At 58.1% G+C, this 25,452-nt stretch carries 20 protein-coding genes and 2 pseudogenes; 9 read left to right on the forward strand and 13 right to left on the reverse strand.

The annotated features are described in order from the left end of the window. Both J3P85_RS07455 and J3P85_RS07460 read right to left on the reverse strand, forming a co-directional pair. A complete protein-coding gene (locus tag J3P85_RS07455) occupies positions 1-1,335 on the reverse strand; it encodes a hypothetical protein (RefSeq protein WP_434603135.1) in 1,335 nt (444 codons plus the stop codon). 1,836 nt (positions 1,336-3,171) lie between these two features. Beyond that, positions 3,172-3,876, reverse strand: a pseudogene (locus J3P85_RS07460) (mechanosensitive ion channel domain-containing protein); the annotation flags it as partial. A 193-nt stretch (positions 3,877-4,069) separates the two neighbouring features. Here J3P85_RS07460 and J3P85_RS07465 point away from each other — a divergent pair. Continuing rightward, complete coding sequence (locus tag J3P85_RS07465) at positions 4,070-5,416, forward strand: DEAD/DEAH box helicase (RefSeq protein ID WP_434705346.1); 1,347 nt, start codon at positions 4,070-4,072, stop codon at positions 5,414-5,416. 245 nt (positions 5,417-5,661) lie between these two features. Here the strand turns inward: J3P85_RS07465 and J3P85_RS07470 are convergent, their stop codons facing one another. Continuing rightward, positions 5,662-5,937 (reverse strand): hypothetical protein, encoded by a 276-nt coding sequence (locus J3P85_RS07470; protein WP_186704603.1) that lies wholly within the window; start codon positions 5,935-5,937, stop codon positions 5,662-5,664. Between the two features lie 319 nt (positions 5,938-6,256). On the opposite strand from J3P85_RS07470, the gene J3P85_RS07475 reads away from it, so the two are divergent. Beyond that, positions 6,257-8,788: a sialidase family protein gene (locus J3P85_RS07475; RefSeq protein WP_434705347.1), complete on the forward strand. Its 2,532-nt coding sequence runs from the start codon at positions 6,257-6,259 to the stop codon at positions 8,786-8,788. A gap of 196 nt (positions 8,789-8,984) precedes the next feature. On the opposite strand, the gene J3P85_RS07480 is transcribed toward J3P85_RS07475, so the two are convergent. The 3 genes from J3P85_RS07480 to aepX form a co-directional block, all read right to left on the reverse strand. After that, a complete protein-coding gene (locus J3P85_RS07480) occupies positions 8,985-9,710 on the reverse strand; it encodes a sulfite exporter TauE/SafE family protein (protein WP_434705348.1) in 726 nt (241 codons plus the stop codon). 84 nt (positions 9,711-9,794) lie between these two features. Then, a complete protein-coding gene (locus J3P85_RS07485) occupies positions 9,795-10,937 on the reverse strand; it encodes a homocitrate synthase/isopropylmalate synthase family protein (protein ID WP_434705349.1) in 1,143 nt (380 codons plus the stop codon). A gap of 53 nt (positions 10,938-10,990) precedes the next feature. After that, complete coding sequence (gene aepX, locus J3P85_RS07490; RefSeq protein WP_434705350.1) at positions 10,991-11,923, reverse strand: phosphoenolpyruvate mutase; 933 nt, start codon at positions 11,921-11,923, stop codon at positions 10,991-10,993. Between the two features lie 184 nt (positions 11,924-12,107). Here aepX and J3P85_RS07495 point away from each other — a divergent pair. Both J3P85_RS07495 and J3P85_RS07500 read left to right on the forward strand, forming a co-directional pair. Further along, positions 12,108-12,242, forward strand: a pseudogene (locus tag J3P85_RS07495) (LysR family transcriptional regulator); the annotation flags it as partial. 39 nt (positions 12,243-12,281) lie between these two features. Then, positions 12,282-12,977, forward strand: a complete 696-nt coding sequence (locus J3P85_RS07500; RefSeq protein ID WP_434706333.1) for a LysR substrate-binding domain-containing protein — start codon at positions 12,282-12,284, stop codon at positions 12,975-12,977. A 94-nt stretch (positions 12,978-13,071) separates the two neighbouring features. Here J3P85_RS07500 and J3P85_RS07505 read toward each other — a convergent pair whose 3' ends face one another. Continuing rightward, positions 13,072-13,803: a DUF899 domain-containing protein gene (locus J3P85_RS07505; RefSeq protein WP_434705351.1), complete on the reverse strand. Its 732-nt coding sequence runs from the start codon at positions 13,801-13,803 to the stop codon at positions 13,072-13,074. 185 nt (positions 13,804-13,988) lie between these two features. On the opposite strand from J3P85_RS07505, the gene J3P85_RS07510 reads away from it, so the two are divergent. Beyond that, a complete protein-coding gene (locus J3P85_RS07510; protein WP_434705352.1) occupies positions 13,989-14,381 on the forward strand; it encodes a transcriptional regulator in 393 nt (130 codons plus the stop codon). A 153-nt stretch (positions 14,382-14,534) separates the two neighbouring features. On the opposite strand, the gene J3P85_RS07515 is transcribed toward J3P85_RS07510, so the two are convergent. The 3 genes from J3P85_RS07515 to J3P85_RS07525 form a co-directional block, all read right to left on the reverse strand. Beyond that, complete coding sequence (locus J3P85_RS07515; protein WP_434705353.1) at positions 14,535-15,401, reverse strand: DUF6279 family lipoprotein; 867 nt, start codon at positions 15,399-15,401, stop codon at positions 14,535-14,537. Positions 15,402-15,481: 80 nt separating this feature from the next. Further along, the gene (locus J3P85_RS07520; RefSeq protein ID WP_250961995.1) at positions 15,482-16,192 is read right to left on the reverse strand and encodes a TorF family putative porin; all 711 of its coding nucleotides are present in this window, start codon (positions 16,190-16,192) and stop codon (positions 15,482-15,484) included. Positions 16,193-16,382: 190 nt separating this feature from the next. After that, positions 16,383-16,571 carry a hypothetical protein gene (locus J3P85_RS07525; protein ID WP_018607615.1) on the reverse strand — a complete coding sequence of 63 codons (189 nt, stop codon included), beginning with the start codon at positions 16,569-16,571 and terminating at the stop codon, positions 16,383-16,385. Between the two features lie 339 nt (positions 16,572-16,910). On the opposite strand from J3P85_RS07525, the gene J3P85_RS07530 reads away from it, so the two are divergent. Together J3P85_RS07530 and J3P85_RS07535 are read left to right on the forward strand one after the other, a co-directional pair. Continuing rightward, positions 16,911-17,747 carry a CvfB family protein gene (locus J3P85_RS07530; protein WP_186704614.1) on the forward strand — a complete coding sequence of 279 codons (837 nt, stop codon included), beginning with the start codon at positions 16,911-16,913 and terminating at the stop codon, positions 17,745-17,747. Between the two features lie 426 nt (positions 17,748-18,173). After that, on the forward strand, positions 18,174-19,628 hold the full coding sequence (locus J3P85_RS07535) for an NCS1 family nucleobase:cation symporter-1 (RefSeq protein WP_434705354.1): 1,455 nt from the start codon (positions 18,174-18,176) through the stop codon (positions 19,626-19,628). Here the strand turns inward: J3P85_RS07535 and J3P85_RS07540 are convergent, their stop codons facing one another. Next, positions 19,629-20,801, reverse strand: coding sequence for an MFS transporter (locus tag J3P85_RS07540; RefSeq protein ID WP_434705355.1), 1,173 nt, complete (start codon positions 20,799-20,801; stop codon positions 19,629-19,631). 104 nt (positions 20,802-20,905) lie between these two features. On the opposite strand from J3P85_RS07540, the gene ptrR reads away from it, so the two are divergent. Together ptrR and J3P85_RS07550 are read left to right on the forward strand one after the other, a co-directional pair. Beyond that, positions 20,906-21,799, forward strand: coding sequence for a putrescine utilization regulator PtrR (gene ptrR, locus J3P85_RS07545; RefSeq protein WP_434705356.1), 894 nt, complete (start codon positions 20,906-20,908; stop codon positions 21,797-21,799). Positions 21,800-21,938: 139 nt separating this feature from the next. Further along, positions 21,939-22,067: a PA1414 family protein gene (locus J3P85_RS07550; protein WP_003198971.1), complete on the forward strand. Its 129-nt coding sequence runs from the start codon at positions 21,939-21,941 to the stop codon at positions 22,065-22,067. A gap of 288 nt (positions 22,068-22,355) precedes the next feature. On the opposite strand, the gene J3P85_RS07555 is transcribed toward J3P85_RS07550, so the two are convergent. Both J3P85_RS07555 and J3P85_RS07560 read right to left on the reverse strand, forming a co-directional pair. Continuing rightward, positions 22,356-23,744 (reverse strand): sodium:solute symporter, encoded by a 1,389-nt coding sequence (locus J3P85_RS07555; protein ID WP_411386786.1) that lies wholly within the window; start codon positions 23,742-23,744, stop codon positions 22,356-22,358. A 190-nt stretch (positions 23,745-23,934) separates the two neighbouring features. After that, positions 23,935-25,440, reverse strand: a complete 1,506-nt coding sequence (locus J3P85_RS07560; RefSeq protein ID WP_434706334.1) for a purine-cytosine permease family protein — start codon at positions 25,438-25,440, stop codon at positions 23,935-23,937. Positions 25,441-25,452 lie beyond the last annotated feature (12 nt).

Consider the following 25,452-nt stretch of genomic DNA (forward strand, 5'->3'; position numbering starts at 1 on the left):
TTAGTTTTCCAGGAGACCCATAATGTGCTTCTGATAGTCAGAGTCGGCTTCGTGCACCAATTCGCTAATCCTCCGATAGTCCAAGTAACTCATGGTTGTTTTACGGTTCGAATGATGCAGACGCTTGGCAACATAATCGATCAGTTCCAAATATCCGATTTTACCTTGATCAAGAAGTGCTTTGCGTTCTTCTACGAGGTTCATACCAAAAGAGGCTCTTAGGTCATGGAAGCTAAAAGTAAATTCGTGGCCGCGCTTTTTGAGCAGAGGCAACATAGTTTCGCTGATAAACTTGCGTACTGCAGAACCTTTCTCATGATTTTTATATTTATCTTTATCCAGCGCGCTCACGTAGAGGGGCTTGCCAGTTCGGCTGAGAAACACATATTGCTCAGATTCATCCCTTTCCAGTGCCTGATTTCTGCGGCTTTGGTAGCGTTCGGATTGAAGGTAGGTGAAAAGCCGATTATGTACCCAGCCCGGCACCTGGATATTCTGCCGCTTACCATATTTGGTATCTACGAGGTAACCTTCCCCTGCGTAGATTGGGTATGTAGCGATATCATCTGCTGAAGCCTCAAGCACGTTTCCGACACGTATTGTTAGTACCGTCTGAATTCTCATTCCTGAGAAGAGAGCCAAGATAAAGGCGAGTATCATTTCTACGTTACTTGTCAGGAGAAGTATTTCAACTACAGCATCCTGTTCGAATTTATTCAACGGGCGAAGCTTTCCTCCGTCATAAATGAAGTCACTCGACTCTTCCTTGTTTGTGGGGAAGGTTAGGTCAGTAGTGACGACCTCGCGGAAGCGTGTTATCCCATGCCTGTCAAGGCGGGAGACATAAATGATGTTCTCTTTCCAGGCTGGCTTGGCGGGGATGAAATTCCGGTACTTAATTCGCCATCGATAGTAACGAATGACGGTGCGAATCTTGTTGTTCACACCTTCAGCGCCGGTTTCCTTTCGGGCGATTGCTAGCTTGAAGTGTGCTTTAAAGATGTACGTTGGCCTTTCAAATTCTCTGCCTTTAAAGTCGAGGTGGTCTTGATTGTGATCAAGCATCACATTCATGAAGTCTCTTAGGTTTGCTGCTTCAGAGGCTAATGTGCCTTCTGAGAGCTTGGGGTACTGCTTGGCTCGCCATAATAGGAAGAGATTCCCTTCTACCCACGGAGTGCCATCAGGTTGAAGAATAATCTTCATCCCTTGAATGTAATCTTCGTCTTTGTACTCCACCGGGTAAGATAAAGGAGGCTCAGCCGGAACTGAGACCATTGCCTTTATGGGGAGCTCGTAGCTTTTGGTGAAAGGGGTTAGGTCTTTCAATTCCACAGTTGTATACATGGCGCACTTGGATGTCAGATATGGGCGGAATTACCAGAGTTGTACCTCTGATTCTATTTCAGTGGCTGAGAAGATTAACTAACGTCAAAAGTTTTGCAAGAGTGGTTTTTTCAATTTTCTTTCGAAGAGGTGTTTTAATTATTTATATATTGTTATGGGTTTTTGATTTCCTTTCTTATGTGTTTTAGTTGGCTTGAGGATGGAGGTGCTCAGCCGCAGGCAGCGTCGTCTCTGGAGCTGCGTTTTTTTTGATTTTGAGAATTGTCGTTTTGTAAAATATGTTTGTTGCTTACAGGCGTTCTGTCGATACGAAGCTTCTTTGTAATATGTCGATAAACGCAGTCCAAGGTGTCTGGCAGGTTGTCATGTCTGCTTGGTCTGCCGTCTAGGCGGCGTGGATCTTGATGTCAGAGGATTTTTGACTGCGAATAATTAATTACTAAAAAAATGGCACAGGCGCCCTCAATTGCGCCTTTTATTCGTTAATTGACACGGAGTTTATATTTTTTGCAGAAAAGCGACGGACGGTCGAGGAAACCCACCAACTAGGCATTTTTTGCCACTCTTCCAGTCCGCACGGAGGGCTCAATTTCGCTCTCCACCGCGTGTGGACTACTTGATTGAGGGCGGTTGCAGTGGACGTAACTGGTCTGTCTCTGGACGCTGGCACCTGGGGGGTAGGAGCTGGGTTTCGGCTTCTCAGGCATGTAGCTGTCGAAGTAGACAAGGATTGCCAACATGGCCACAGGGCTTCGCTGACGCCCGTTTTGCCGGTGTGTGGGTCTGAGACGCTGGCTCTGCTGCGCCTGGCCCTAACGAAATGAGCGGCGCTGTGAACTTACTAAGGAAGGCGGAGGCTATGGCTGATGCGGACTTGTAGTATCACAGGCTTGCAGTGTGGCTCAGCCAAGGCGTGTTCCAGTTTGGCCACGTTTAAAGTGCATAATCGTCCCAGAATGACGGTGGGGCAGGCCCGGAATATGGGTTTGGTTGAGGTTCAACCGACGACATCGACAGTTGCGGCGCTGGGGCATTAGCAGGTGCGCTCGAGCTGCGTGGGGTGCTCGCATCTGTATCATTTCACGAGCCTTGGCATAGAGGGCTGGTGCAGGTGGCGCTAGCATTTTCGTCGAGGCGTCGAGTCCAGGAATTGTTCAGGCCTAGAGGCAGTGACCGGCAAAGTGTGAGGGCGGGGATGCAGATGATCATTGTCCTCAAGGAGGCGCTGCTGACCTGCGTTCGCGTCGATCACTAGGTGATGTAGATATCACCACTCATGTGAAACAGGCGGTCGTCTATGGGCGAATGACTTTTAGCGAAACGCACCCAGAGAAACTCAAAATTAGGGTGGTATAGCTATGCGCAGGCGAGGGGCGATCACCACCTCATTTTGGATGCATGAAAGGGCAAAGCGTCACTCTTCTTGAGAAAGTTGAACGTACGCAGCCCTCGGGTTCTTACCATCCAGCCTTTCCTCTCACTCCCCATCATCTATGACTCGCAGGTATTGAATAGTTGGATGGACGAATTATTTGGCAGGACTGCTACTTATTCAGGGACGCCCATCTCGCGATGGCGTAGCTATTCCTGCTCCGACACCCCACCCACGTGTTAGCTGTACAGAAGATCACTCTGGCGTTTTCCGTTCTGACATCGGGGGAGAGTCTTCAACGAGGTGGTTTTACGAGGGGAGGGGAGATTGGCACGACTTGAGGTAAGGAGGAGAGGGCGCAGTTTGCCACGCTTGCGTTCCCTTCGAGCAGACCTGTTGCTGTCAAGATCGCTGCGAGCTCACAATACGTCGACTTTGGCTTCAACTCACGCGTAATTCTGCACCTTGACCGTGTGCAACGTGATGTCCACTACATCACCGTCGGCGCCGACCTGGGGCATTTCGATCCAGTCGCCGACCCGCAGCATGTCGTTACTGGTCAACTGCACGCTGGCGACGAACGACAGCAGGGTGTCCTTGTAGACCAACAGGATCACCGCCGACATCGCACCCAGGCCCGACAGCAGCAACAGTGGCGAGCGGTCGATCAGCGTGGCGACGATGATGATCGCGCCAAACACATACAGCACCATCTTCGTCAGTTGCACGTAGCCTTTGATCGAGCGAGTCCGCGCGTGTTCGGTGCGTGCGTAGACGTCCAGCAGGGCGCTGAGCAGGGCACTGAGGCTCAGCACCATGAACAGGATGGTGAACGCCAGGGCCACATTGCCCAGGAAAATCATGCTGGTCTTGCTCAGTTCCGGCACCAGGTGCAGGCCGGATTGAATGATCAGTGACGGCGTCATTTGCGCCAGGCGATGAAAGACCTTGTTCTGGCGCAGGTCGTTGACCCAATGCAAGGCTGGCTGGCGCCCAAGCAACTTGGCGGCGTGCAGGATCAGGTAGCGCGCCACGCGTCCGAGCACCAGGGCGATGACCAGCAGCAACATCAGGGCGAGGCTGGAATGCAGGAGCGGGTGCTGGTCAAGGGCACCCCAGAGGTCTTGAATGTTGACCCAGAGTTGTTTGATGTCCATGGACGAAACGATTCTTCTATAGAGACGCGACGGGGCGATTAGAGCATTTAAGCCCGCTCAAGTGACCGTTGATGCAATATCGGCTGATAAAAAAGCACTGATTTACCGCCGTTTGTACAAAGAAACTCGGCCTTCGCGCTCGAAACCGTTACCCTATGCAGCTGTTTTTTTGCATTTCTTCGAGGTAGCACCCGTGTTTTCCCAATTCGCCCTGCACGAACGCCTGCTCAAAGCCGTGGCCGAGCTTAAATTTGTCGAGCCAACGCCGGTGCAGGCAGCGGCTATTCCGCTCGCGCTCCAGGGGCGTGACCTGCGGGTGACGGCGCAAACCGGCAGCGGCAAGACCGCCGCGTTCGTGCTGCCGATCCTCAACCGCCTGATCGGCCCGGCCAAGATCCGCGTCAGCATCAAGACCCTGATCCTGCTGCCGACCCGTGAACTGGCCCAGCAGACCTTGAAGGAAGTGGAGCGCTTCTCGCAGTTCACCTTCATCAAGTCCGGCCTGATCACCGGCGGCGAAGACTTCAAGGTCCAGGCCGCCATGCTGCGCAAGGTGCCGGACATCCTGATCGGCACGCCGGGGCGGATGATCGAGCAGTTGAACGCCGGCAATCTCGACCTCAAGGAAGTCGAAGTGCTGGTGCTGGACGAAGCCGACCGCATGCTGGACATGGGTTTTTCCGAAGACGTGCAGCGCCTGGTGGACGAGTGCGTCAACCGCCAGCAGACCATGCTGTTCTCCGCGACTACCGGCGGTTCGGGCCTGCGCGAAATGATCGCCAAGGTGCTGAACAACCCCGAGCACTTGCAGCTCAACGCGGTCAGCCAACTGAACTCCACCACCCGGCAGCAGATCATCACCGCCGACCACAACCAGCACAAAGAGCAGATCGTCAACTGGTTGCTGGCCAACGAGACCTACGAAAAAGCCATCGTGTTCACCAACACCCGGGCCATGGCCGACCGCATCTACGGCCGGCTCGTTGCCCAGGATTACAAGGCGTTCGTGCTGCACGGCGAAAAGGACCAGAAGGACCGCAAGCTGGCCATCGACCGCCTCAAGCAGGGCGGCGTGAAGATCCTCGTCGCGACCGACGTCGCTGCCCGCGGCCTGGACGTGGATGGCCTGGACATGGTCATCAACTTCGACATGCCCCGCAGTGGCGATGAATACGTGCACCGCATCGGTCGTACCGGCCGCGCCGGCAACGACGGCCTGGCGATCTCGCTGATCTGCCACGGCGACTGGAACCTGATGTCGAGCATTGAGCGCTACCTCAAGCAGAGCTTCGAGCGCCGCACCATCAAGGAAGTCAAAGGTACTTACGGCGGACCGAAGAAGGTCAAGGCGTCGGGCAAGGCCGTTGGCGTGAAGAAGAAAAAGGTCGACGCCAAGGGCGACAAGAAAAAAGCCGGCGCCAAGGGCCCGACCAAACGCAAGACCGCCAATCGCCCGAAGTCCGACGCCCCGTCGCTGGTCAGCAAGGACGGCTTGGCCCCGCTCAAGCGGCGCAAGCCAGAGGCGCCAGCGGCTGAGTGAGGCTGCGTTAGCGCTTGCTAAAAAGAGCCGGACCTTGGGTCCGGTTTTTTTATGGGCGGTTACTCAGCCTTACGTCCAACACAGGCTCTTGTGGCGAGGGAGCTTGCTCCCGCTGGGCTGCGCAGCAGCCCCGAGAGGGTCACTTGTTTATCAGCCCTGATGTTGACGCTCAGGTTTGGGGGCGCTTCGCACCCCAGCGGGAGCAAGCTTCCTCGCCACAAAAGCTGGCCGTGCTCGCTCGGCGATCACTCCGCTTTCCTCTGCGCCTCTTCCAGCTCCTGCAGGCGCTTATCGATCAATTGGCACTTATCTGGCACCTCCTTGCTGGATGTTTCCAGATCCATAGCCTTCAACTCGTCATTCATCTCCTTGGCCTTGGACGGATCCTGTTCGGTGAGCTTGGCGATTTTATCCGCCAGTTGTTCACGCTTGATGGTCGCCTCCTCAGGTGTACAAGCGGCCCAGGCGGGCAGGGCGCAGGTGAGGGTGGCGGCGAGGGTAAGTTTGATGAGGGTTTTCATGGCAGGGCCTCATATTCCTTGTTGGGCAGGTAATGGGTTGAGGCCCGGGTCGGGTGGAAAGTTCACCCTAAGCCGACGTCACTTGAGATCTTTTTTGAGGTTCCCCTCGCTGATATTAAACCGTCGACTACCATGGAAGATGCGCCCGCTACACATCTGCTTCCCACTCCATGCGTAGCCATGAATAAAACGGAGGTGACTACAAAAACGGTTGAGCCTGGACACTTCGCTGTCGGTACGGATCATGTCTTAGAAAAATGGAATAACTATCCAGGCATATGTATGACCTGAGGTAGTCAATCACTCAAGGAATGAACCTATGAGCCTTAGAACGATACTTGGTCGGTTGATGTTGTGTCTGTGTGGTTTATCTGTGCTCTCATCGGCCTATGCGGAAAGACTGATTACCGCCACGCCGCTCTTACAAGGTGGCGGAATTATCGTCGATGTCTTTGATGATCCAGCTGCCTCAAGCGGCAAACCTTCTTCGACGACCACTGTGCCATTCAAAACCACATACACTGTTCCGGTGGTGCAGTCGTTCAAGGGCCAGCTCTATATGTTCTGGACCAGTCAAGACGATCAGAAAAAAATCTTTTATTCCACTTCAGTAGAGGGGAAAAACTGGTCCGCTCCAAAATTCATCCCGGTGGGCAGCATCTTGACCGATGTCTCGGCAACCGTATTCAAGCAAAGACTGGTACTGACCTTTGCCGATGCGCAAGGTCGCTTAAATACTATCAGCTCCTTGGATGGCACCGGCTGGCCGCCTGCTGTCAGCCTTGTTCCGACCGTCCATACGGCCGCGAGCAACAAGCCTGTCGTCTATAACGGTCAGTTGTTCGTTTTGTATAATGAAAACCGTGGTAAGGCTGCTTATTACGTGACCTATGATGGCCTTAAATGGAGCCCGGAAAAAACCGCATTCCAAGAAGGTCCCGACACGATCGTGAATCTGGTACCTGTCGTCTACAACGGTGCTTTGAGGGTTTATTACACTTTTTTTAACGGCGGCCTGTTCGAGCGTACTTATGACCGGGGTGGTAGCTGGGGCGAGAAGCAGCGACTGAGGGGTATACCTGGCAGTTCCCTGAACAGTGCAGTGATGGTCAATGAGCGCTTGTTCATCAGCAGTGGCCCCAATATTTTTTATACCACCGGTTCAACCGGCCCAACCGGTTCAATCAATGGACTTGAATGGGCGCCCTATTTCGCTTATTCCGGACGTTCCGCCTTTCCCTCGGGATTGGGCGTTTCCTACGCCATTACCACAAGCGATCTAACCGCACGCAACCCGAAACTGCCGGCCGATCTGGCCACAGGCCTCAGCCATACCGATTACGCAACGTTCGCCTGGCGCAGCTTTTTCGCCCTCAACAATACGGCTGCGGCACCATTGCCCGCTAACCGCGGCGTCGGCAATCCCGCCAGCAGTTTTGCTGATTCGGGCAAAGTCTCAAAATCTCCCAGCCCGTTGTTATGGCAAACCTTCGCGCACCGTACTGAGTTGTTTCCGGCAATCAATAAAAACGGCGCAGGCGGACCTACGCGTCCGTTTGGTTCTGACCCGCAATACAGCTACACCAAATTTATCAAGTCGGGTATACCTTTGACCTCAGGCGCTACCTTTAGTCATTACAACAATCTGGATGAAGCGACTCAAATCGGTCAGAACGCCATATTTTTTCCGGTGAATCCTCCAAATGCGGCGACGACAACAGATGCAAGGGGTGACTATGCCCCTTCAAATGACAGTCAGATCCTGTTTGAGGCCAAAGCGAATCCTGTCATCTACGAGTATGCAAAGGGCCTGACCAGCTATCCCAAGACCAATATCGTTCTGCCCGACGGCGCGGTGGAGGTCAAGGCGGCATGGCGCAAGCTGGCAGACATTCCAGTACCGAATCAATCGCGCTACCACACGGCAACTGTGGTGACCTATCGGGGCACCGACGCTAATCCGGTTGCCTACAATGAAGACTACGCTTTGGTCGCCTTGCACATTATCCATAAGACGCCCAACTACCCGACCTTCATCTTCGCCACGTTCGAGCATGAAGATGCCTTGACATTACCTGACGGCAAGCCGACCGGTCTCTACTACATCGCCAACTACAACAAGATTGACTATCCCCCCTCTTCCTCCTCAGCAGTAGCGCCTAATCCACCGGTCGCGACCTTCTCTGATGGCAACACAACCCATACGGTTACCCTGCCCAGGGAGGATTTCGTACAGTCGAGCGTTAATCCGCAAATCTACTCCGGCACCAAGGGGATACCTGAGGGGCAGGCCGGTCCGATTGCCGTAGTGCAACCGCAAACCGTCTTTAACGAAGTCGCTGCGGTCAACGATCAGGTCAAAGCGCTGATGAACGGGAGCAGCGAATTCACCAATTCGGTCTGGAAGCATTACAAACTTAAAGGGGTGCAGGCTATCCCGTCGAGCGAGCAAACGGACCCGGATTACTACCTGGCCAATATCATGGTCGAGAGCAGCCAGCCGGGGATCCAGCTGTTTCGCGGTAGCAACTCATTTCCCATTCCAGAGGACAGCGTCCTGACCAATACTCGCGATTTCCTGAACATCAGGGTGCCCGATTATGACCACAGCACGAAAAGCACCCTGACCATGGGCGGTTGCATGGGGTGTCACGGCATTGCCCAGAGCCAATTGAAGCAAGGTTTCAGCTTCCTGTTCGATGCCATCAATATCGGTAGCTCCGCTCGCCCCACCGGCTTTTCGAACCCCGAAACCGTAGGCTTGCCGGATCCTAAAACCATGAATGCACGGGCCCTGAAATACTCTTTGGGTTTTCAGAATAAGGATGTGGTGGAGAGTACGGGCAAGTAGCAGCCAAACGCCTTGAGTAGGGAAGGTCGCAAAGGGGACCGCTCTGCTGCGTGAAGCAGAAGCAACACGCTATCAATAAAAAACCGGACTTTGAGTCCGGTTTTTTATTGAAGTCCAAACCTGAATTTGGCCCTGCCTTCGTGGCGAGGGAGCTTGCTCCCGCTGGGCTGCGTAGCAGCCCCAACCAGGCCAAGTTTCAGTAGAAGCCCCGCACCAGCAGCATAACCGCACCGATAAACACCACGCCCTCCATTAAAATCGAATGCCCGCCCGGCGTCACAGTACGCAATAAATAACGGGCGACAAACGCCCCGGGCACCGTTGCCAGACCGATTAAAAGCCCTCCCAACAAAAGTTTGGCGTCGAGCTGCTGGAATCCGCCGAACACTGCCACCTTGACCAGTCCCATCGTCAATGAGATGACCGCGTCGGTCGCAATGAGCGGAGCCCCGTACAGCCCCGACGACAAGAGGATGGTACTGAGGACCGGCCCCGTCCCGGTCATTGCCCCGTTGACCAGGCCAAACCCCGCGCCGCAAATGCGTTCTCCGAGGGGACCAAGACGGTGGTTGGATGACGAACGCAGCCGTCGGAACACGATGCTGCAAAACATGACCCCACTGAGCAGGAGGTAAATCCACCGTGAGGACAACAAGGTGTAGCTGTAAGCGCCCAAGGCGCAACAGGGCAAGCCACCATACAATAGCCTCTTGACGTGTGCCCACTCGACAGCCCGCCAAAACGCCCATGCCCGGCTCCCGTTGGTCAGGACCATGCCGACCGCCATGAGGGGGATCACATTCTCAACACCAACAATGGGCACCAGTACGATGGGCAGGATCAATCCCGTGCCGAAGCCTGAAACGCCTCCGATCAGGGAGGCAAAGAATGCAACGGCGGCGACCAACACTGCCTCGTACACGCCAACGTTTCCCAATGGCAAACCCCCTTGTTCGTCTATGGCCGCTTCTGGCGTCACAAAGCTAAGCCCGGCCCCTTATGGCGTTCAGTTTGGCAACGAACGCCCTTGTTCAGGAAGGTCGCGGTACAGGCTCACCAGCTCCTCCGCCAGTACCTCGCCGCTTTTGGCGATGGACAGGGTACGCACATGCTCCAAGAGTTCGTTGAGTCTCTTCTCGTCATAATCCACGCCTTGTTGCCCCAGCACGTGAGCGAGTGCGGCTCTTCCAGAATGCTTTCCGATCACAATTCGCCGTTGGCCGCCAACCTCTTCCGGCGCAATGGGCTCAAAGGACTTTGCATCCTTGAGTGTGCCGTTGGAGTGAATGCCTGATTCATGGGCAAAGACGTTTGCTCCTACAACCGGTCGCCACGGCTCGATGGCCGTTTTCGTCAGTGTGGAAACCAGGCGTGACAGCCTTGGAAGTTGAGTCGTGTCCACGCCGATGTCGTGCCCGTATAGGTGCTTTAACGCGAGCACAGTCTGGGCCAGGTCCGGCATGCCCGCGCGTTCGCCAATACCATTGACACAGACATGGAAGTACCGGGCACCCGCCTGCAAACCTGCGAGGGTATTAGCCACTGCGAGACCGAAGTCATTATGGCAATGGCATTGCAAGTCTATTGGGGCTGCCTGTTTAGCGGCCCGGACTCGCTCAGCATAAGATTCGGGGTTCAGGATTCCGATCGTGTCGGATAGCCTGAGGCGGTCAGCACCGGCTTCGTGGACTCGACCGGCGTACTCCTGCAGGAAAGGGAGTTCGGTCCGCCCGACATCTTCGGCACTGATGGACACAAAGACCCCGCGATCCTTGGCAGTCTTGATGAGTTCGACCGCCCGCTGGCATACCCATTCACGGCTCTTTCCGACGCTGGATTGGAGATGAATGTCCGACGTTGGCAGACCAATGTGGATCGCGTCGTATCCGAGCGCCATGGACTGCTCTATATCGTCGTACAGGCCTCTGTTCCAAGCGATCAGTCTGGCTTGATCGGCATATTCGCGTGCTTGAGCCACGAACGACAATTCATCGCCGCCCATCTTGGGGATTCCAACCTCAATCCAGCGGACTCCAGCCTCGATCAAGGCGCGCAACAGTTCCAACTTTTGAGGCCGCGCCCAAGCTACGCCCGGTGCCTGCTCCCCGTCTCTAAGAGTCGTGTCTTCCAAGATAATGTCATTTCGCATGACGGACCTCCCAGTCATTACCGATGTCGTTTGCAATAAGGTTTTATCAATGGTCAAGCAGATGAACTTCGCGTCGTTTCGCCGAGTCCCGACGAAATGATGCTTAGTAGTTCCTTTACATCCAGGCAGCTGCCTTCCACCTCAAGGGACCGCCCATGGCGCAGGATGCCTTCGGCCACCGACCGCATCGCCTGATACGACGATCGAAGCATGTGGTTGGCATAGATCACGACATTGAATCCGGCGGCCTGAAGATCTTCGAAAGATGTTTGTGAATAGCTTGTTGGCACGCAGACCAGAGGCACTTCTTCATGCTCTGCTTTGAACGTCTGTGCGAACTCCATGACTTCACCCGGATCAGTCATCCGGCTATGGATCATTACGCCGTCGGCCCCTGCCTCGACGTAGGCACGGGCACGTTTCAGGGCGTCCTCCATCCCCGCCTCGAGTATCAGGCTCTCGATCCTGGCGATCACCATGAAGTCCGGGGTGATCTGTGCGGCTTTACCGATGCGGATTTTCCGGCAAAAGGACTCGATGTCCTCTTGTTCCTGGAATACTTCCATGCCCAGCAAAGAGTTCCTCTTGAGGCCACGCTTGTCTTCGATCACGACCGCCGAAATCCCCAGGCGCTCCATGGAGCGAACATGGAAGGCGAAGTGTTCGGCGAGCCCGCCCGTATCGCCATCGGCAACTAACGGCAGGGTGGTAGCCTCAAATATTTCGTTGATGTTGAGTAATCGATCATGGATAGTTAAAACTTCGGTGTCTGGCTTTCCGCGTTCTGTCGAATCCGTCAGCGAGCTGGACCAGAAGCCGTCATAGGAAATCTCTCGGCCGAAGGAATCGGTGACAACAATGGACTCAGCAAGCAACGCAGCAATCGGACTGTGGGCTTCGAGGAGACGCAGGCAGCGCTTCTCTTGCAAAGCAGATCGAATACGGGCTCTTCGCTTTTCAGTGGTCGTCGTTCGTGACTTTTCCATCCCTTGCTCCTGATAAGCATTCGATGACTCGGTTGCAGGGCGTGCGGTTGGCAGCGCCGTTTCGCCTCCGGGGAATGGCGTTCCGCGTGGCCCCCTATGGCGATGAGCAAGTCTTGTCGATGTCATGCCGGTGTCACAATCGACTTCTTTTCGTGCTGCATTGAGAAAAACTCAACGGCCCACCATGTCCCCTCGTCCCCCTTTAACGGCACTTTATGCTTTTGCCACGGTGGCCCAGTGCGGCAGCCTTCGTAAGGCCGCGCACGAGTTGTGCGTTACCCCCGGTGCAGTCAGTCGACAGATCCAGGCCCTTGAGTCATACCTGGGGTTCCGGCTTTTTGAACGTGGCGCGCACCAAATGGAACTCACCCCCAAAGGCGTGGAGTTGCAGGCTCGGGTGGGTGATAAGCTGGCTTCCGTCGCCGCGGAAGTCAGCCTTCTGCGTCGTGGTGGTCATAAGGCGGTGGTACGCGTGGATGCGGGTGTGACGTTCGCGATGCACTGGCTTCTGCCACGCCTTGCTTCGTTCAGCGAGGCGCAGGCGGGCCTTGAAGTGCAACTCGGGACTTCCGGTGGCCCGATCACACTGTCGACTAGAGTCGATCTGCATATTCGCCGTGATCCGGCAGACCTGGGCGACTTGGCTTATCAACCTTTTCTGGAGGAGTGGTCCGTTCTTGTCGGCAGCCCGAGATTGCTTCCGGGAGCACCGTTCAGCCTCCCGGAAATCGTCAAAGAAATTCCCCGGATAGGCGCACGCTCCAGGCCTACGCTTTGGTCGCAATGGGGCGCACATCATCAGATTCAGTCATCTTTTCTTGAGCCGACATTGGAGTTCGATAACACAGTCCTCGCGATTCAGGCTGCGCTTGAAGGTCTCGGGGTGGTCGTGGTACCGGAAATTTTTGTAGCGACTATGTTGCAGCGAAGGTTGCTGTCTCTCGTAGATCCGCAGCGTGTGCTGACCGGCCATTATTCTTATGCCGTGCGATCGCGCCAGGAAAACACAGCGGTGCTGATCTTTCTGGAATGGCTTCGTGGGCAGGCTTCATAGTCGTTTCGAATAACAAACAGGCGACTGCTGCACAGTCGAGCGGGAGCAAGCTCCCTAGCCACAGGGCTCGCGCTCGACTGGGCGGGTTGGCGTATCAGCCGTGGCAGCAGCCATGGGGCTTGGCCTCTTCGTATTTATCGTGATGCCGCACCCAGTCCATGATTTCCTCTTCGTTGCGGCCCTTGGGCGTCAGGTCGAGGTAGTTGTAAGTGCCGACCAATATGTCGAGGCCGCGGGCGTAGGTGGAGTAGGTGTGAAAGATGTCGCCGGCTTCGTTGCGATAGAAGACGCTCAGGCCGGGGAGTTCGCCTTCGGTGGTGTCGTTTTTTTCGTAGTTGTAGGTGGCTTTTCCGGCGGCGGTGTCTTCGGTTTTGAAGCTGACGCCGAAGTCGTAGTTGAAGTCGCAGCCTTCAGATGACACCCAGTCGAAGGCCCAGCCCATGCGGCGTTTGAAGGGTTGGAATTCGGCGAAGGGCGCGCGGGAGACGGCGACCACGGCCACGTCGTGGTGGGCCAGGTGTTGGTTGGCACCGTCGATGTGATCGGAGAGGAAGGAGCAGCCCTGGCAACCTTCTGTCCAGCCGGGGCCGAACATGAAGTGGTAGATGATCAGTTGGCTGCGGCCGCCGAACAGGTCGGCCAGGCTCAGTTCGCCGTGGGGGCCTTGGAAGCGGTAGGGTTTGTCGATTTTTACCCAGGGCAGGGCGCGGCGTTCGGCGCTGAGTTTGTCCCGTTCGCGGGTGAAGGCTTTTTCGTGGGCCAGGTGCTGGCGACGGGCGGCGAGCCATTCTTCCCGCGAGACGACTGGATGATTCTCTACGTTCATGGTGATTTCTCCTGTAGGCAGTTGCTCAAGTCGGCGCTTCACTCATTGGTCGTTTGGCCTGGGGTGAATTCGACAGGCCGTTGGTCGGCTGGCGGGATGGCCCGTCCGCCAACCCGGCTGAACGGTGGCGTGGCGCCTCGGTCACAACCTAGGTAGGCATCTCACTCTTTAGAGGATGGACCAGGATGACGACTTATAACTGGGACTTGATCGAACGGTTGTTGCACGAAGTGCAGAACGGCGCTGGCCAAAGCTTTGCTCCTCGGGTTTATGCGGAGGAGTACGCGGCGGCGAAAGCGGCTGAAGGCGGGGAAATCGAGAACCTCGATCATCTGAAAGCGGTCGCCGGGGAGTATGAAAAGTTACTGCTGGAGCGTGGCTATATCGAGCCGCGGCCCGAGGATCAGGGTGGCAACGGTGAGAATTTTATTCTGACGCGCCGTGGCTCAAGTTTGTTGAGCCTGATCGACAGCAGCATTCCGGGCGATGATCATCCACGCGAGGTGTTGGATGAGCAGGAAGACGCGCTGGATGAGCTTACCTTTGATGAAGTGGCTTCGAAGGCGCAGATTGCCTGACAGCCTGACAGCCTGACAGCCTGACACTGAACCCTGTGGGAGCGAGCTTGCTCGCGATAGCGGTCTGACATTCAGCAGATGTGTTGCCTGTTCTGCCGCTATCGCGAGCAAGCTCGCTCCCACATTGGGTCTCCCACAGGATCTCAGTGATTTTTAAGAGCGTGCTGCCTTCAGGCACTTCAAGTCAGTGAAATCTTTCTTCACCCCGTCGATTTTCTTCAACAGCTGTTCGCGCTGGGGCGGGGTGCTTTCGGCCATCAGGTCCACCAGCAGGCTGCGGGCTTGGGCTTCGGTTTTGCTGAAGGCCTCGCGGTAGGCTGGAGTCCAGAGGCTTTCGCGGTCGACGAGTAGCTGCTCGATGCGTTTGGGGAAATCCGGGCTGTGGCGTTGGGCCACGGCTTCGCTGAACTGGTTTTGCCAATGGGCGCGGTTGGCGATCCATTGCTGGTTCTGGTCGCCGAGGGCAGTGGACCAGGCCATCACCCGTTGGCGCTGGGCATCGTTGAGCGGGCCGAGCCAGTCGTCCAGGCGTTTGACCATGCGTTCGCTGCGTTGCTGGATCTGCTCCTGCAGCGTCGGCTTGAGGTATTGCTGCTGGCGTTTACGCTGGTCCTTGACGAAGGCAGCGTCCATGTCGGCAACTTGGTCGTCGCTCAGGCCTTGCAGCAGTTCGATGGCCGAGGGGGTGATTGCCCGGGCGGTTTCGGCGATGGCGGCCTTGGCTTCCCGGGTGCGCTGTTGTAGCGCTTCGTCAGTGACCTGGTTGGTCTGCACCATGGTCTTGAGGCGATCCAGCCAGTCGAGGTAGCCGGGCAGCTGGGTGGTGCAGTGCCAAGTCAGGTGGTCCTTGAGGCGTTCGTTGAACCAGTCTTTTTGCTCGCCCTTGATGTCCAGATAGTCGTTGAGGGTCCAGGGAATGATCAGGTCGAGGTTGCGGTACGCCAGCCCGACGCGGCTGCAAGCGGTGAGCACGAAGAGCATGGCGATGAACATGGCGGTGCGTGTTAACCAGCGCGACATGAGCGAGTCCTTGCAAAGGCGTAAGTGCTTTGTTTGAGCATGGCAGGCGCGCAGCAGTTCAGCTGATTAATGCGTAACGCTTAGTAAAAAGGGTGGGCCATCTTGAGGGTCAGCAGGCTGTCGCATTCGCTGTTGTGGCCGGAGTACGCCGAGCAGCTGCTGCCGCTGAGGCTTGAGTCGCTGTAGATCAGGTCCAGGTCGATGCCCATCCAGGGGCGGGAAATTTTCAGTGACCAGTCGCTGAAACTGCCTACAGAACCGTTCTCGACCGAGACCGGTGTATTGAGTTGGTGGGTGGTGTATTTGGCGCTGATGCCAATGCCGAACGGCACATTGCCGCCCAGGTCGGCAAACAGTGTGCTGTTCTGTTTGTCCGGATCGTTGCTCAGGGCCGCGCCGAAACGGCTGCCTAGTACGGTCAGGCCGCCGTAGAACGCCTGGCTGTCGAGGGTATCGACGGTGGGGTAGCTGTAGTGGATCAGGCCGACTTCGTAGCCCAGGGTCTGGTCGAAGGGTTGTTTAAAACCCATGTAGGAATCGACTTCAAGATCGGCGGATAGGCCGGCGCTGGGTGACCACTGGCCGACGTACCAACCGCTGTCGTGGCTCAGGTCAAGGCCGCCATGGAACGAACCGGTGCTCGACGGCGTGACCAGGCCCTGGGCCATGCTGCGGCTGGGGGTGGTGCCAAGCTTGAGGTCGAAGTCGCCGAGTTCGCGCTGGAAAACCTGCCCGTGAGCGAGAGAACAGGACAGTAGGCTGATCATCAGCAGGACAATAGGAATGCGCATGCTTCACTCCATGAAATAGCGAGGAGCAGGAACTAAGCTGAAACGCTTGGGCTAGAGAGGTGCAAGCATACCGGCGAATGCTCGGCAGCGAAGGCCGTTCGTCGATTTTTGGGAAATGGATGGGGCGGGGAAGGGTTCCAGTCCAAGCGCTTCGAAGCTCAAAGCGCTTTGGGACCAGGTGACGCGCAGGTTACTTCTTGCCCAGGCTGATCTGCTTGGACGGGCCGAATGTCTGGCCGCTGACGCCTTTGGCAATTTGCTGGATCTCGCCGCCGGACTTGAGGAACGCAGCGATCTGGTCGTTGATCGACTCGCTGGTTTCAACGGCTGGAGCTGGCTTTGCTTTGCTGTTGGATGCTTTTACGCGCATGACGGCCATTAACCTGTAGATAATTAATTGGGCCAGGCATCGTACAGGAAATACTTGACAATTGCTTGGCAAATATCCTTCTGAATTATCGTCGGCGTGACGGGAATAATGCGCGATTATTCGCCAATTATTGCCCTAAGCCCCTGTTTTAAATAACAACCGTGCAAAAAATAATGTGCCGATGGCAAGCGGTACGCACCGCCGCTCGCCTGACGAATGGCCGTGTCCGGGGGGAAAACCCAGGAAAATCAAAGGTTGTGCCGGGCCTTGTCGGCAAACCGTGCCGGCGGCCACGAATCGCACCGCAAAACCGGGTAGAATGCCGCCCACGCAATGAGGGTATTGGAAATGGCTTTAGTCGGGCGCTACAACAGTTTGCAAGTGGTTAAACACACTAACTTCGGTTTATATCTGGACGGCGGTGCGGACGGCGAAATCCTGCTGCCCAATCGATATATTCCCAAGGATATTCCCAGCGAAGATGAAGATTGGCTCAATGTTTTCATTTATCTGGACAGCGACGACAAACTGATCGCTACCACGGAAAAACCCAAGGTTCAGGTCGGTGAGTTCGCCAGCCTGAAAGTGGTTGAGATCAACAGCATCGGCGTGTTCCTGGACTGGGGCCTGCCCAAGGACCTGTTGCTGCCGTATTCCGAAGAAAAGCGCCAGATGACCGCCGGCGAATACTGCGTGGTGCACGTCTACCTCGACAAGCATACCCGCCGCATCACCGCCACGGCGCGCCTGGATCGTTATCTGGACAAGACCCCGGCCAACTACACGCCGGGCCAGGAAGTGGATTTGCTGGTCGCCGAAGCCACCGACATGGGGTTCAAGGCGATCATCAACAACAAGCACTGGGGCCTGATCCATAAGAATGAAATTTTCAAGTTCATGCGCGCCGGCAAACAGGAAAAGGGCTTCATCAAGGAAATCCGTCCGGACGGCAAGATCAGCCTGAGCCTGCAGCCCGTTGGCCAGGAGGCCGCCACCAGCCTCAACGCGAAGATCCTCGCCAAGTTGCGTGAGAACAACGGCACCCTGGCGGTCAGCGACAAGAGCGACCCGGCGCTGATCAGCAGCCTGTTCGGCGTGAGCAAGGGCAACTTCAAGAAGGCCATTGGTGCGCTGTACAAGAATGGGCAGATTGTCATTCATGCGGATCGCATTGAATTGAGCTGATCGAACGCAGTGTCCTGGGTTTGTGAACCTTGTGATCAATGATCCAGTGGCTTGTGACCTTGTGGCGAGGGAGCTTGCTCCCGCTGGCCTGCGCAGCGGGCCCCGGCGTTCTTCCTGACATGCTGTGGTGATACAACCGCTTTTGGGGCTGCTTCGCAGCCCAGCGGGAGCAAGCTCCCTCGCCACGGGTGCTCATCTCTGTATACAAATTCCTGCACCTTTAGCATGCGTCCACGCCCTGTTCGTGGGCGCATGCCTGCTCCTGCTCGACCTTAATCCCCGCTACACACCCCGGTTTGTCTCACATTCCACGCCTATGGCACGCATTCTGCGTAGCAACGCGTATACAAACCATGCCGGCTCCCGTGCGCAGTATGGTGAGCAGGTCGATACGGGGGCACGGCGGTACTCAAAAGGAGCCCCGCAATGTCCGAGCAATTGCCCAACGGCTACAGCCCCCGCCTCTATAACCAGGACCTGGGCCCGCTGCCGCAGAAATGGAATTGGTACAACATCTTCGCGTTCTGGATGAGTGATGTGCACAGTGTGGGCGGCTATGTGTTCGCCGCCAGCCTGTTCGCCTTGGGCCTGGCGAGTTGGCAGGTGCTGATCGCGTTGCTCGGCGGGATCTGCATCGTGCAGTTGATCGCCAACCTGGTCGCCAGGCCGAGCCAACAGGCGGCAGTGCCTTATCCCGTCATTTGCAGGCTGGCGTTCGGCGTGTTCGGGGCGAATATTCCAGCGGTCATTCGCGGCTTGATCGCCGTAGCCTGGTACGGGATTCAGACGTACCTGGCGTCCAGCGCGCTGATCATCGTGGTGCTGCGGTTTTTTCCTTCGATGGAAGTCTACGCGACGCCGCATTTTGCCGGTTTGTCCTACCTGGGCTGGTTCGGTTTCCTCAGCCTGTGGTTCGTCCAGGCGCTGGTGTTCTGGACCGGCATGGAATCGATCCGGCGTTTCATCGACTGGGCCGGACCGGTGGTGTATGCGGTGATGTTCCTGTTGGCCGGCTGGATCGTGTGGAAGGCCGGTTGGAGCAATATCAGCTTCACCCTGGCGGAAAAGTCGTTGTCTGGCTGGCAAGCGTTCGGCCAGGTGATCGTGGCGACGGCCCTGGTGGTGTCGTACTTTTCCGGCCCGACGCTGAATTTCGGCGATTTCAGCCGTTACTGCCGGAGCATGTCTGACGTGCGCCGGGGCAATTTCTGGGGGCTGCCGGTGAATTTCCTGGCGTTCTCCCTGGTCACCGTGGTGATTGTTTCCGGAACCTTGCCTGTGTTCGGTGAAATGCTCCACGACCCGATTGCCACCGTGGCGCGCATCGACAACGACGTGGCCGTCCTGCTGGGGGCCTTTGCCTTCGTGACCGCCACCATTGGCATCAACATTGTCGCCAACTTTGTGTCCCCGGCGTTCGACTTTGCCAACGTCGCGCCGAGCAAGATCAGTTGGCGCGCCGGTGGCATGATCGCGGCGGTGGCGTCGATTTTCATCACGCCGTGGAACCTGTTCAACAACCCCGAAGTGATCCACTACACCCTGGACGTGCTGGCCGCGTTCATCGGCCCGCTGTTCGGGATTCTGCTGGTGGATTACTACCTGATCAAAAAACAGCAGATCGACGTCGATGCGCTGTTCAATGACGGGCCGAGCGGACGCTATTACTACAGCGGCGGTATCAACTGGACCGCGGTCAAGGCGCTGATCCCGGCGACCTTGATGGGTGTGGCAATCACCTTCACGCCGCTGCTGCAACCGATGGCCAACTTCGCCTGGTTCACCGGTTGTTTCCTCGGCGGGGTGTTGTATTTCGCCTTGGCGCGACGTGAACCGGCCGCGCAATCGAGCAAAGCGTTCAGTCCGGCCGGCCAGGCCTGATCAACGCAGGGCGGTCTGGGCGCAAGGGCCTACCGCGCCCTGGCTGGCGGGCCGCAGCAACAGGCCGCCCGCCAACAGCAGGCCGCTGCCGGCAATGATCAGCGCCGGTTGCAGGCCGCCGCTGAAATGGCTGCTCAGCGCTGCCAGCAACGGTCCGCTGAGCTGGCCCACGGCAAAGCAGGCGGTCAGCAGGCCGGCGTTGCGCTGGGTGGCGTGGGGGGCCAGTTCCCGGGAGTGCAGCATCACCAGCTGCATGCAGGCCAGGAATGGCGCACCACACAGGATCACCCCCAGCGCCAGCCCCGGCCCACTGCCCAGCAGACAGGCAAACACCCCGGCGGCTTGCAGCCAGAGCGTGCCGATCAGCCAGCGACCGGTGCTGTTCGGGTTCGGCCGCCGCAAGCTGACCAGCAACACGCCGATGGCTGCGGCCAGGCCGAAGCAGGGCCAGAACAGGTCGGCCAGCCATTGTCCGTGGAACTGCGCCGAGGCCATTTGTGACAGGAACGTGGCCGGAATGATGTAGCCCACGCCATACAGGGCGTACACCACGCCCAGGCGAGCGATGCCACGATTCGGCGAGGAGGTGACTGGCGCGGCAACAATCGCAGTCGCAGCGGGTTGCGGCAGGATCGGCAAAATCACCAGCAACATCGCCAGCGCCACGCCGGCGTACGCCAGCCACAGGGTTGCCGAGGTCTGGTCCAGCAGGTTCGAGCCCAACGCCAACAAACCTGTCAGGAAAATCCCCAACCCAGGGCCGGCAAACACCAGTGCGCCGAGCCGTGGCCGTCCCGTCGCCGCTGCCAAGGGTTGGCTCAGGGCGGTGATCATCACCATCACCCAGGCGCTCGCCACGCCGGTGCCGAAGCGCAATGCCAGGTGCGGCCAGAAGCCCCAGGCCCAGAACGACGCCAGGGTCAGCAGCACGCACAGCCACAGGCCGCCAAGCAACCGCCGCCGCACCTGTTCCGGGCGCCGGGCGAACATGGCGTCCAGGGCGCCGAGGAAATAACCCAGGTAGTTGGCGGCGGCAATCAGACCGGCGGCGGTCAAGTCGACCTGACCTTCGCCGATCAAATGAGGTAACTGCGGTGTGAGGGCGAAGCGGCCGATGCCCATGGCCATCATCAGCGCGATGAAACTGCCAAGCAGGCGAATTAGAGGTGACATGGTCGTTCTCCGGGTGTCGGGGCGAATGACCGTCAGGCTAGGACTGATTGACTTTCATTAAAAATAAATAATAGTGAGTAACTTGTTCTTTTTTGGAGAGGGTCGTGGAGTTCAGCCAGTTAAGGATTTTCCAGGCCGTGGCCGAGGAAGGTTCGATTACCCGGGCTGCGGAACGCTTGCACCGGGTGCCCTCGAACCTGTCGACCCGGCTTAAGCAGCTCGAAGAGCAGTTGGGCGTAGACCTTTTCCTAAGAGAGCGTCAGCGCTTGCAGTTGTCACCGGCAGGAAAAGTCCTGCTGGACTATGCAGCCAAGCTCTTCGCCTTGCACGACGAAGCCCACGCAGCGGTGCAGGGCGGACAGCCGGCCGGGGATTTCCTGCTGGGCACGATGTACAGCACGGCGGCGACGCATTTGCCGGACCTGCTGGCGGCGTATCACCGGAGGTATCCAGCGGTGAACCTGCAAGTGCAGTCGGGGCCCAGTGGTGAACTGTTTGAAGGCCTGCTCACCAATCGGCTCGATGCGGCGTTGGTAGACGGCCCGCTGGAGCTGGCGGGGCTGGATGGCGTGCCGCTGTGCGACGAACGGTTGGTGCTGATCACCGAGGCCGATCACCCGCCGGTGCGCAGTGCGCTGGATGTGCAGGGCCGCGCGGTGTTCACGTTCCGCCGTGGTTGCTCGTACCGGATGCGCTTGGAAGCCTGGTTTGCCCATGATCACGCGACCATGGGCCGGGCGATGGAAATCGAGTCTTACCAGGGGATGCTGGCGTGTGTGATCGCCGGATCCGGCGTGGCGTTGATGTCCGAGTCGATGCTGGCCAGCCTGCCGGGCCGCGAGCGGGTGACGGTGCATCCGCTGGCCGAGCCGTTTGCCAGCGCCACCACTTGGCTGATGTGGCGTAAAGGCATGGTCGGGGCCAACTTGAATGCCTGGATTGAATTGCAACAACAGGCGTGGCCGCGAGCGCCAATGATCACGGCGCAATCGGCTTGAACTCCGGGAGGTGGATTTGGATCAATTCAGTAACAGATCATTGCAAACTGAGACGAGCATTGCGTAGCACATCGGACTATTATCAGTGCGAAGGGGCCACAGAAATCTGCCGCTCGCACCACCCTGAGGGGGCACCACGATGAAAGAGAAAATCCAGAACTGGCTTCACGACTTGGGTGTCGCGCTTGGCCTGATCGAGCCGCCGATGCAACCGGTACCGATCCGCACCGATGACGAGCAACGCCGCCGCCAGCCGCGCCGCCGGTAAATACACCAGGAATTTGCTGAGATCGCAGTTCCGGACCATCTCGATCGAGATGGCCCGGAACTGCGATCTTTTTATTGGCGGCGCGAACCCCTGTGGCGAGGGAGCTTGCTCCCGCTGGGCTGCGTAGCAGCCCCAAGATGTATCCATCACCGCAGTGCGGCAGACAGGACGCCGGGGCCTGCTTCGCAGTCCAGCGGGAGCAAGCTCCCTCGCCACAGGGGATGTGCTGCAAAAAGGGGCATGACCACCGACGCCATGCCCCTTGAAGAAATCTGTCCCAGTGCTCGGTCAAACCGCCTTGGCCACCACGTTCGACCTGGGCGACAGCAAGCTCACCAGCACGAAACTCACCAGCGCCACGCTCAGGCTGTAGTAGATCGGTGTGTTCGCATCCAGGCCATCCTTGAACATGAAGAACAGCGCGGTCAAGAAGCCCAGCGACATGCTGGTGATCGCGCCAGCGGTGGTGGCGCGTTTCCAGTAGATGGCGCCGATCAGCGGGATCAGCATGCCGCCCACCAACAGGTTGTAGGCCAGGGTGAGGGCGCTGATGACGTCGCTGACCACCAGGGCGATCACCAGGACCACCGCCCCCATCAGCAGGGTGGCGATGCGGTTTTCGTGGACGTCGCCGCTGCCGCTCTCACGGCCATGACGCAGGCGGGGCAGCAGGTCCTGGACCACCGTGGTGGACGCGGCGAGCAGGCCCGCTGCGGCGGTGGACATCAAGGCCGCCAGGGCCGCGGCGATCACCAATCCACGAATGCCATTGGGCAGGCTGGTCTGCACCACGCTGGCGAATGCGTTGTTGACGTTTTCCAGATCCGGCAGCAGCACCTTTGCCGCCATGCCGATCAGCGCCCCAGCCAGGCCGTACAGCACGCAGTACAGGCCGGCGGCGGTGCCGGCCACTTTGGCCACGCCTTCGCTGCGGGCGGTGAACACCCGCTGCCAGATGTCCTGGCCGATGAAGATGCCGAAAAAGTAGATCAGGAAGTAGGTAAGGATGGTGTCCCAGCCAATCGCGGTGAAATCGAAGTAGCTGGCCGGCAAGGCCGCCACCATCGCGTCCCAGCCGCCGGCATCGCCGATGGACATTGGCATCAGCAGGAACACCAGGCCAATGGTCATGATCAGGAATTGCACAATGTCGGTGAGGGTCAGCGACCACATGCCGCCAATGGTGGAATACAGCACCACCACACCACCGCCCACCAGGATCGACATCCAGAACGGCAGGCCGAACAGCACCTGCATCACGGTGCCGATGGCGATGGTCGAGGTGGCGCCGATCATCAGCGCATACACCAGCATGATCAGCGCACTGGCCTGGCGCGCGGCCGGGTTGTAGCGGCGTTCCAGCACTTGGGTCACGGTGTAGATCTTCAGTTTGAGCAACGGCTTGGCCAGGAACAGGCTCAGGCCGACGATGCCCAGGCCGATGGCGCCGCACAGCCAGAATCCGGAAATGCCATGGACGTAGCCCAGGCGCACGGTGCCAATGGTCGATGCGCCGCCCAGCACGGTGGCGGCCATGGTGCCCAGGTAGAAGCCCGGGCCGAGGTTGCGCCCGGCGACCAGGTAGTCGTCACGGGTCTTGGCGCGGCGCATGCCGTACCAGCCGAGGGCGATCATGCCGGCGGCGTAGATGAGAACGACGATTAAATCCAAAGCCATGATGGCGTGTCTCCGATTGTCTTTTTTATGTACGGGACGAAGTGCTGCTGTCCCTGGCGAACGAGTCTTTGTGGCGAGGGAGCTTGCTCCCGCTCGACTGCGCAGCAGTCGTCGCTTATCGGTTCAGAAACTTGGGGGGCTGCTGCGCAGCCCAGCGGGAGCAAGCTCCCTCGCCACTGGTATTTTTCAGTCAGGCGGTCTGCCGGAGCTCTGATTTAGCAAGCGGCGCTGTGCCCCGCGGATCCTGCGGCCCATACACCGCCGCCGGCTCTGGAAACAGCCCCAACAACGCCAGGTACACCACCGAGGCCAGGCCCAGGGTCACCGGCAGGCTGATGTCGATCCCGCCGGCCAGTTCCCCCAGCGGCCCGACGAACTGCCCTGGCAGGTTGACGAAGCACAACCCCACCAGCGCGCTGGGGATCCACGCCCCCAGGCCGCGCCAGTTCCAGCCGTGGCTGAACCAGTAGCGCCCGCCGGTTTCGCCGCGGGTGAACACTTGCAGGTCGTCCGGGCAATAGAAGCCGCGGCGCACCAGCAGGCCGATGATCATGATCACCATCCAGGGTGTGGTGCAGGTGATGATCAGCACCGCGAAGGTCGACACGCTCTGCACCAGGTTCGCCGCGAAGCGCCCGATGAAGATGAAGGCAATCGACAGCACGCCGATCAGCAGCGTCGCCTTGACCCGCGACAGCAGCCGTGGAAACACGCTGGACATGTCCAGCCCGGTGCCATATAGCGACGTGGTGCCGGTGGACATGCCGCCGATCACTGCGATCAGGCACACCGGCAGGAAGAACCACCCCGGCGACACCGCCAGCAGCCCGCCCACGTAGTTGTTGGCCGCGATGTAGTCCGGTGCCTTGATCGCCACGATGGTGGCGGTGGCGAGGCCGAACAGGAACGGGATCAATGTTGCCAGTTGCGCCGCGATCACTGCCAGCATGATGCGGCGCTTGGGCGTGTTGCGCGGGATATAGCGCGACCAGTCACCGAGGAACGCACCGAAGGAAATCGGATTGCTCATGGCCACCAGCGCCGCGCCGATGAAGGCGGCGTAGAAGCCCGGCTGGCCAAGGCTGACCGTGCCGGCGAACTGGCTGTCAAAGGTCGGTGCGAAGGCGAAAACGCCCAGCAGGAACAGCAGGCTGGCGGCCCACACGGCGATGCGGTTGACCCACAGCATGAAGCGGAAGCCGTAGATGCACACGGTCAACACCAGCAAGGCGAACAGGCCGTAGGCCAGGCCCAGGCTCAAGTCGGTTTCCGGCACGCCGATCAGCCGCTTGGCGCCGCCGATCAATGCATCGCCCGAACTCCACACCGACAGTGAGAAAAACGCGATGGCGGTCAGCAACGAGAGGAACGAGCCGACGATTCGTCCGTGCACGCCGAAGTGCGCACCGGATGACACCGCGTTGTTGGTGCCGTTGAGCGGACCGAACAGGCCCATCGGCGCGAGAATGATCGAACCCACCAACACGCCCAGCACAATCGCCCAGACCCCGGCCTGGAACGACAGGCCGAATAGCACCGGAAAACTGCCGAGCACGGCGGTGGCAAACGTATTGGCGCCGCCGAAGATCAGGCGAAACAGGTCGCCCGGGCCGGCGGTGCGTTCGTGGTCCGGGATCTGTTCGACCCCGTTGGTTTCAATTTGCGTAAGGCTTTTATCGTTATTGTTATTCATGATCTGCTCCGATCA

It is taken from the genome of Pseudomonas sp. Z1-12, assembly GCF_051132015.1.
In the GTDB taxonomy this organism is placed as follows: Bacteria; Pseudomonadota; Gammaproteobacteria; order Pseudomonadales; family Pseudomonadaceae; genus Aquipseudomonas; species Aquipseudomonas zanjanensis.